9 protein-coding genes and 1 pseudogene are annotated in these 7,417 nt (G+C 60.6%); 7 read left to right on the top strand and 3 right to left on the bottom strand.

The genetic code is table 11. The features are described from left to right. The 3 genes and pseudogenes from ACRAUW_RS15450 to ascN all read right to left on the bottom strand — a co-directional run. Positions 1-600: pseudogene (locus ACRAUW_RS15450) on the bottom strand (hypothetical protein); the annotation flags it as partial. 6 nt (positions 601-606) lie between these two features. Then, a complete protein-coding gene (locus tag ACRAUW_RS15445) occupies positions 607-1,068 on the bottom strand; it encodes a type III secretion protein (RefSeq protein WP_431362986.1) in 462 nt (153 codons plus the stop codon). Then, entirely contained in the window at positions 1,065-2,387 is a 1,323-nt protein-coding gene (gene ascN, locus ACRAUW_RS15440) for a SctN family type III secretion system ATPase AscN (protein ID WP_431362985.1), read from the bottom strand. Before ascN ends, ACRAUW_RS15445 begins: the two co-directional genes overlap by 4 nt. Before the next feature lie 189 nt (positions 2,388-2,576). Between ascN and aopN the strand changes: the two genes are divergently transcribed. From aopN to ACRAUW_RS15405, 7 genes are read left to right on the top strand one after another with little or no spacing between them, the layout of a single operon-like run. Next, a complete protein-coding gene (gene aopN, locus ACRAUW_RS15435; RefSeq protein ID WP_431362984.1) occupies positions 2,577-3,455 on the top strand; it encodes a SctW family type III secretion system gatekeeper subunit AopN in 879 nt (292 codons plus the stop codon). Continuing rightward, on the top strand, positions 3,436-3,717 hold the full coding sequence (gene acr1 / locus ACRAUW_RS15430) for a type III secretion system gatekeeper subunit Acr1 (protein WP_431362983.1): 282 nt from the start codon (positions 3,436-3,438) through the stop codon (positions 3,715-3,717). The genes aopN and acr1 overlap by 20 nt, the downstream gene beginning before the upstream one ends. After that, positions 3,714-4,085 carry a SycN family type III secretion system chaperone Acr2 gene (gene acr2 / locus ACRAUW_RS15425; RefSeq protein ID WP_431362982.1) on the top strand — a complete coding sequence of 124 codons (372 nt, stop codon included), beginning with the start codon at positions 3,714-3,716 and terminating at the stop codon, positions 4,083-4,085. Before acr1 ends, acr2 begins: the two co-directional genes overlap by 4 nt. Next, entirely contained in the window at positions 4,082-4,447 is a 366-nt protein-coding gene (ascX, locus tag ACRAUW_RS15420; protein WP_431362981.1) for a type III secretion system protein AscX, read from the top strand. Before acr2 ends, ascX begins: the two co-directional genes overlap by 4 nt. Then, positions 4,444-4,794, top strand: a complete 351-nt coding sequence (gene ascY / locus ACRAUW_RS15415; protein WP_431362980.1) for a type III secretion system chaperone AscY — start codon at positions 4,444-4,446, stop codon at positions 4,792-4,794. Before ascX ends, ascY begins: the two co-directional genes overlap by 4 nt. After that, positions 4,775-6,892, top strand: a complete 2,118-nt coding sequence (gene ascV, locus ACRAUW_RS15410; protein WP_431362979.1) for a SctV family type III secretion system export apparatus subunit AscV — start codon at positions 4,775-4,777, stop codon at positions 6,890-6,892. Before ascY ends, ascV begins: the two co-directional genes overlap by 20 nt. Further along, positions 6,889-7,329, top strand: a complete 441-nt coding sequence (locus ACRAUW_RS15405) for an LcrR family type III secretion system chaperone (protein ID WP_431362978.1) — start codon at positions 6,889-6,891, stop codon at positions 7,327-7,329. The genes ascV and ACRAUW_RS15405 overlap by 4 nt, the downstream gene beginning before the upstream one ends. Positions 7,330-7,417 lie beyond the last annotated feature (88 nt).

Raw genomic sequence — 7,417 nt, 5'->3', positions numbered from 1 at the left:
GTCACTCTCTCTTTGCTCGGGGTTGGGCAACGGCTCTTTCATCAAAGATGGTATCGCTGACAAAGCGCTCTCTGGTACCCAATCGCCTGCTCTCTCGAGTAGGCGGCGAGGGGCCGGTGTATTCAACATTGATGAAGGCACTGAACAGGCGTTTTCCTGGGCGGGGAGTGCCACATCTCTGGTTCCGGCCTCATGCGCGTTATCTTGTGCATCCCGCATTTGCTGCGATTTTTTGCTCTCGATTTCCTTCTGGTCACGTTCGGCCACCGTCGAGATGTCAGAGGTGGATAAACCGGATGCCTTTCTTGTGATGAACTGTTGTGTCTGTAAATGCTTTGGCTGGCTGTGAGAAGCAGCAATATCAGACTGCCGGACCGTATCGGCAGCCTGTTTTTTTTGCTGCTGCGTCTGTAATAGCTGCAGAGGCCGAGGCTCCTGGGTCTTGCTCTGGCCACTCGCCCTGTACTTATCTAGTGCCTTTTGTTCCGCTTCAAGCCGCATCGCCTGTTCGAAACGCTGCTGTTGCGAGGAATTGGCCTCAGCTATCCGGGGATCGCCCTGGGCAGCGAAAGTGCCTTGTATCGGAGGGATTTTGTTCATGACTCGTTACATCCTGATCTGCTGGCGGAACTCTTCCTGTTCCTGCTCTTCGTTGTAGTCACGCAGGGCTTGCTGTGAGGCCAGCTCCTGACGGTGTAATTCAGCAAATTTCTGTTGCTGCTGGCGGGCACGGTGTACCGCCTGCTGGCGTTCCTGCAAGCGGATGCGCTCTTCGGCGACCCGCTCGGCCTGCTCGGCGGCGGTCTGTTCAAGTTGTGCCTCTTTTTCCCGCAACAGGGCCACTTTTTGTTGCCACGCCTTGAGTCCCTTGCGATCGAGTTGCTCCGCCTGACAGATGGCGAACAACCGATCTTCTTCGGCAAGGCGCCACTGGCGATAGTCGATACATGCCTGCTCAGCTTCGCGCTGGCGAACGCGGGCCAGTTGTACCCGAGCTTGCTGCGCGGTGAGCTGCTGCTCGGCCCGCTCCAGCCGCAAGTCTTTGATCCGTTGCAGGCGGCCAATCATCGGGTCAGCGCTTCCAGGGTGGTGAGGGCGTCACGCAGTGAACTGGGTTCATGGGTTCCTTGTCTGAGCCACTGACGAATCGCCTCGATGCGGGCGATCGCCTCATCGGCCACCTTGTCCTGCCCTTTCTGGTATTCGCCGATCTGCAGCAACAGCTCCACCTCTTCATATTTGGCCAGCCAGCTGCGCAGACGACCGGCCTGAGCCTGATGCTCGGGCTCGATGATCTGGTTCATCACCCGGCTGGCGGAGCGTAGCACATCGATGGCCGGATAGTGGTTGGCCGCCGCCAGTTTGCGCGACAGTATGATGTGACCATCGAGGATAGATCGGGTCTCGTCAGCGACCGGCTCTGTCATGTCATCCCCCTCTACCAGCACGGTATAGAGGGCGGTGATAGAGCCCTTGTCCGACTGACCGGCCCGCTCCATCAGGCGGGGCAGGGCGGCAAACACCGATGGCGGATAGCCCCGTCGGGTTGGCGGCTCACCGGCAGCCAGACCAATTTCCCGTTGGGCACGGGCAAAACGGGTGACGGAGTCCATCAACAGCAGTACCCGTTTGCCCTGATCGCGGAAATATTCGGCGATGGAGGTAGCGACAAAGCCTGCCTTGGCCCGCTCCATGGCGGGGCGATCCGAGGTGGCGACTACCAGTACCGCCTTCTTGAGCCCCTCTTCCCCCAGATCCGCTTCGATAAATTCGCGCACCTCGCGGCCACGCTCGCCAATCAGCGCCAGCACGGTGACATCCACCTCGGCGCTACGGATAAGGGAGGCCAGCAGGGTACTCTTGCCGCCACCTGCGGCCGCGAAGATCCCCATCCGTTGCCCCTCACCACAGGTGAGCAGGCCATCGATGGCACGAATGCCCAGTGAAATAGGCTCGGCGATGCGTTTGCGGCTCATGGGGGCCGGTGCATCCCGATAGACCGGATACCAGGCGTCTGGCTCCGGCAAATGGCCACCGCCAAAGGGGTTGCCAAGGCCATCGAGCACCTGTCCAAGCAGGTGCTCGCCTACCCCCACCTGATGCATGGCTCCGCTCGGGCTTACCTCGGTGTTGGAGGAGATGCCGAACATCTCGCCAAGGGGGGTGAGCAGTGCCTGATGCTGGGCAAAGCCGATGACCTCTGCCTGCAGGGAGAGGCTGTTGTCGGGGTTGCGCAGATGGCACAGCTCGCCGATCCGCACCCCGGGGACGACTGCCTTGAGCAGGGTACCGGTTACCTGGGTGACCCGGCCACGGATCTGGATGAGGCGGCACTCATCGATAGCATGTCGAAGCTGGTCGGGGATGTGATCTAGGGAGAGGGTCATAACAATCTGCGCCATTGAAACTGGTGGTCACTATAGGGGATAGCGGCTGGCAGGGATTTCAGCGCGAGTCGGGACTTTTTAGAAAACAGTTGGGGGCGGGCTAAAAATTCACGGCTGATTTTGGCATAGGGACTGAGGGGCGATTTTTATAATGTCATCCTCATCAATCCATTCGTCACGGGAGTTTACATGGCCATTATCCAGAGCAACCCCTATGCCCCAGCCGCCCAGCCCGAGCTGCGCGGTACCGAGGTCGCATCCCGTCAGGCCCCCCTACCAGGGGGACAATTTCAGGGAGAGCGGGTCGTGCTGGCCAGTGCCACCCAGTCGCTGGCCGATGCTGCCGAAGAGCTCACCTTTGTCTTCTCTGAACGCAAGGATATGTCGCTGGACAAGCGCAAGCTGAGCGACAGCCATGCCCGCATCAGCGAAATTGAGGCCCTGGTAGGGGAGTATCTCGACAAGGTGCCGGAGCTGGAGAGTCAGCAGAAGATCAAGGAGATGGTAAGTCACCTTGGCAGCGGTCGGCTGGCCAATCTCTCCCAGTTGCTGGCCTACCTCGAGAGCTATTCGGGGGAGGTGAGCGAGCAGTTTGAAGCGCTATGTCAAGCGCGCAAGGCCCTCACCGGACGACCGGAGATGCAGGGTACCCTGGCGCTGGTCGAGCAGGCGCTGGCCAAGCTGGCGGAGGAGCAGGGCAGTGCCATCGTGCTGGGCGCCCGCATCACCGGCCCTGCAGCCGAAGCGGCCAAGGCGGGGGTGGGCGCCGAGCAGGATCTGCGGGATCTCTATCGCGATGCGGTGCAGGACTATCGTGCCCTCTCTGCCGCCTGGCGCGACATTCACAGTCGCTTTGGCAACGGGGCGCTGGAGAAGGTGACCGGTTTCATGATGAAGGCTCTGAGCGCCGACCTCGACAGCCAGCAGCGCTGGCTCGACCCTGTCAAGCTGGAGCGAGCCATGAGTGACATGCACAAGCTGCGGCTGCTCAATACCCTTTCGGCGCAAGTGGACGAGTTGTGGCAACGGGTGAAGGAGGGCTCGGCCCATGGCATACGGGCCTTCTGATCTGATGGGCGACCTGATCGCCCTGGTGGAAAAACGCTGGGCCAGCGTGCGCGATGTGGAGCAGGTCGGTATGGCTCTGGAGTTGACGGAGTGTCGCCAGCAGGTGCTGCTCTATCAGGAGCTCAAGCGGCTGATCCGCTTGTTGCCGGTGGAGCTGTTCAGCGAAGAGGAGCAGCGCCAGAATCTGTTGCAGTGCTGTCAGGGGGCGCTCGATAACGCCATCGAGCGGGAAGAGGATGAGTTGTCTGGAGAGTCGTCATGAACTGGATTGAACCCCTGCTGGTGCAGTTTTGCCAGGATTTGGGCATCACCATAGGGGATAACCCTCATTCGCTGATCCAGCTTGAACTGGAACAGAGCGGCACTCTGCAGCTGGAGCGTCATCAGGGGCAGCTGATCCTCTGGTTGTCCCGCGCCGTGCCCTGGCACCACAGTGGCGAGGCGATCCGCCGCGCTATGACGTTTACCGCCGCGGCGCAAGGCCCGGCGCTGCCGGTTCGCAGCGGCTGGCTGGGAGAGGACCAGTTGGTCCTCTTCGTCACCCTGGATGAGCGGGCCGTTACTCTGCCCTTGCTTCATCAGGCATTGACCACCCTGACCCGGTTACAACGAGAGGTGTTGGCATCATGAGCCGGATCACTGCGGCGCACATCGGTATCGAGCAGCTTAGTGCCATCTCCCTCGATGATCAGGATCTCAGTCTGCCGGGGCGCTATGCCCTGCTGCCCGATGGCCAGTCCATCGAACCCCATATCAGTCGCCTCTATCCGGAGCGGTTGGCAGATAGGGTGTTGCTCGAGTTTGCTACCCCGGATCGCGGCTTTCACGATTTGCTACGGCCCGTCGATTTCAATCAAGCGATGCAGGGACTGCGACGCGTGATGGCAGAAGGGCAGAGCCCCGAGTTGCGAGCCGCCGCCGCGTTGCTTGAACAGATGCACGCCGATGAACAACTGATGCAGATGACCCTTCATCTGCTGCACAAGGTATGACCATGGTTCTTACGTCACAGCAGCAGGATGCACTGCTGCTTACCGGCTGGCTGCAACTGCAATATGGCCACCCTGACAAGGCGAGCTCCCTGCTGACCGCCCTGTTGCAGATCCACCCCGAACATCAGGGGGGGCGACGCACCCTGCTGGTAGCCCTGCTCAAGCAGGGCGAGGGGGAAGCTGCGCTGGCCCATGTCGATCAGCTGATGCAGCACGGGGAGGCTGACGGCCCGCTCTGGCTCTGTCGCAGCCGCGCTTGCCAGTTGGCCGGGCGACTGGATGAAGCCCGTTTCGCCTATCAACAATACCTAGAACTGGAAGAGCAGAATGAATCAACCCTCCCTTGAGCTACTGAGCCGGATAGGCGAACGCAAGGACATCATGCTGGCGGTCCTGCTGCTTGCCATCGTCTTCATGATGGTCTTGCCGCTGCCGCCGTTGGCCCTGGATATTCTGATCGCCATCAACATGACCATCTCGGTGGTCCTGTTGATGATGGCGGTCTATATCAATTCACCGCTGCAGTTTTCCGCCTTCCCGGCGGTGCTGCTGATCACCACCTTGTTCCGGCTCGCCCTCTCGGTGAGTACCACCCGGATGATCCTGCTGCAGGCCGATGCGGGACAGATCGTCTACACCTTCGGCAACTTCGTGGTGGGGGGCAATCTGGTGGTGGGGATCGTTATCTTCCTCATCATCACCATCGTCCAGTTTCTGGTCATCACCAAGGGTTCGGAGCGGGTGGCGGAGGTCAGTGCCCGCTTCTCCCTCGACGCCATGCCTGGTAAGCAGATGAGTATCGATGGCGACATGCGTGCCGGGGTGATCGATGTGCACGAGGCGCGCGAGCGCCGCAGCGTCATCGAGAAGGAGAGCCAGATGTTCGGCTCCATGGATGGTGCCATGAAGTTTGTGAAAGGGGACGCCATAGCGGGCCTCATCATCATCTTCGTCAACATCCTGGGCGGCGTGACCATCGGGGTGACCCAGAGGGGATTGACCGCCGCCGATGCGCTGCAGCTCTACTCCATCCTGACGGTGGGGGATGGCATGGTCTCCCAGGTGCCAGCGCTGCTGATCGCCATCACAGCCGGGATCATCGTCACCCGGGTCTCCTCCGAGGAGTCTGCCGATCTCGGTTCCGATATCGGAGCCCAGGTAGTGGCCCAGCCCAAGGCGATACTGATAGGCGGTGTGTTGCTGGTGCTGTTCGGGTTGATCCCGGGCTTCCCGATGATCACCTTCTTTACCTTGGCGGCCATCGTCACGGCGGGCGGCTACTTTATCGGCGTGCGTCAGCGCAAGGTACAGAGCAGCAACAGCCAGGATCTTCCTGCCGTGCTGGCGCAGGGGGCCGGGGCTCCCGCCGCCCGCAGCAAGCCAAAACCTGGCAGCAAGCCGCGGGGCAAGCTGGGGGAGAAGGAGGAGTTTGCCATGACGGTGCCCCTCTTGATCGACGTGGATGCCGCCTTGCAGGCCGATCTGGAAGCGATAGCCCTCAACGATGAGCTGGTGCGGGTGCGTCGTGCTCTCTATCTTGATCTCGGGGTCCCCTTTCCGGGTATTCACCTGCGTTTCAACGAGGGGATGGGGGCGGGCGAATACCTGATCCAGCTGCAGGAGGTGCCGGTTGCCCGCGGTCTGCTGCGACCGGGCCATCTCCTGGTGCAGGATAATGCCTCCCAGCTCGATCTGCTGGGGATCCCCTATGAGGAGGGGGCACCGCTGTTGCCGGGGCAACCCACGCTGTGGGTATCAGAGGCACACGCTGAGCGGCTGGAGAAGTCGCGACTGGCCACCCTCACTACCGATCAGGTGATGACCTGGCACCTCTCCCATGTGCTGCGCGAATATGCCGAGGACTTTATCGGCATTCAGGAGACCCGCTACCTGCTGGAGCAGATGGAAGGGAGCTATGGCGAGCTGGTCAAGGAGGCGCAGCGCATCATCCCGCTGCAGCGAATGACCGAAATCTTGCAGCGACTGGTGGGGGAAGATATCTCCATCCGCAATATGCGGGCCATTCTGGAGGCCATGGTGGAGTGGGGCCAGAAAGAGAAGGATGTGGTGCAGCTCACCGAATACATCCGCAGCAGCCTCAAGCGCTACATCTGCTACAAGTACGCCAACGGCAACAACATACTGCCAGCCTATCTGCTCGACCAGCAGGTGGAGGAGCAGATCCGTGGCGGTATTCGCCAGACCAGTGCCGGCAGTTATCTGGCGCTCGATCCCACCATTACCCAAGGCTTCCTCGACCAGGTGCGCCATACCGTCGGTGATCTCGCCCAGATGCAGAACAAACCGGTGCTCATCGTCTCCATGGATATCCGCCGCTATGTGCGCAAGCTCATCGAGGGGGATTACCACGCCCTGCCGGTGCTCTCCTATCAGGAGCTGACCCAGCAGATCAATATCCAGCCCCTCGGGAGGGTCTGCATGTGAGTGATGATCCGCTGATCCCCTGGTTTACCAGGCAGGGTGTAGCGACCGCGCGTCATACCCTGTGCCGCACGCCCATTCCTCTTGGTCACGAATTTGTCCACGGCGGGCTCAGGGTGGCCTGGCGCGTGGAGCCAGAGGAACAACGAGTCTGGATTGTACTCATTGAACGGGTCGATGCCGGAAGCGGCTTGGCCAATCCCTTTGCTGCCCTTTATCTGCTGGCCAGGGCAGCACTTGAGATGCTTGGCCCGGGTTATTGCCTCTATGGCAACGTGAATGTGATGGCTGGCAGCCGCCTGAGCGGTGAGCGCCTGGGGCGCTTTTACCAGCGCTGGACGGGAGCCAGTGAACCGGAGGCCGGCTGGTTTTGGCTTGATGTAGCAAAAGTTATCTCATTGTCCGCAATGAGAAAACGACAAAACAGCGACCGCTCTTGATATCAAGGGAGGGGCGCCAGAGATTACATTAGGAGGCAAGATGAAAGAGGGTGACGACAGTCAGTATCAGCAAACGATAGCGAAAGCG

It is taken from the genome of Aeromonas sp. (assembly GCF_050633025.1).
In the GTDB taxonomy this organism is placed as follows: domain Bacteria; phylum Pseudomonadota; class Gammaproteobacteria; order Enterobacterales; family Aeromonadaceae; genus Aeromonas.
The sequence above is the reverse complement of the archived record's forward strand: the minus strand, read 5'-3'. Positions and strand labels throughout refer to the sequence as shown.

Coding starts and splice junctions, on each gene's coding strand:
- ascN (WP_431362985.1), bottom strand. CDS start 2,387: ATGACCCTCTCCCTAGATCACATCCCCGACCAGCTTCGACATGCTATC.
- ascX (WP_431362981.1), top strand. CDS start 4,082: ATGAGCCGGATCACTGCGGCGCACATCGGTATCGAGCAGCTTAGTGCC.
- ascV (WP_431362979.1), top strand. CDS start 4,775: ATGAATCAACCCTCCCTTGAGCTACTGAGCCGGATAGGCGAACGCAAG.
- ascY (WP_431362980.1), top strand. CDS start 4,444: ATGACCATGGTTCTTACGTCACAGCAGCAGGATGCACTGCTGCTTACC.
- ACRAUW_RS15445 (WP_431362986.1), bottom strand. CDS start 1,068: ATGATTGGCCGCCTGCAACGGATCAAAGACTTGCGGCTGGAGCGGGCC.
- acr2 (WP_431362982.1), top strand. CDS start 3,714: ATGAACTGGATTGAACCCCTGCTGGTGCAGTTTTGCCAGGATTTGGGC.
- aopN (WP_431362984.1), top strand. CDS start 2,577: ATGGCCATTATCCAGAGCAACCCCTATGCCCCAGCCGCCCAGCCCGAG.
- acr1 (WP_431362983.1), top strand. CDS start 3,436: ATGGCATACGGGCCTTCTGATCTGATGGGCGACCTGATCGCCCTGGTG.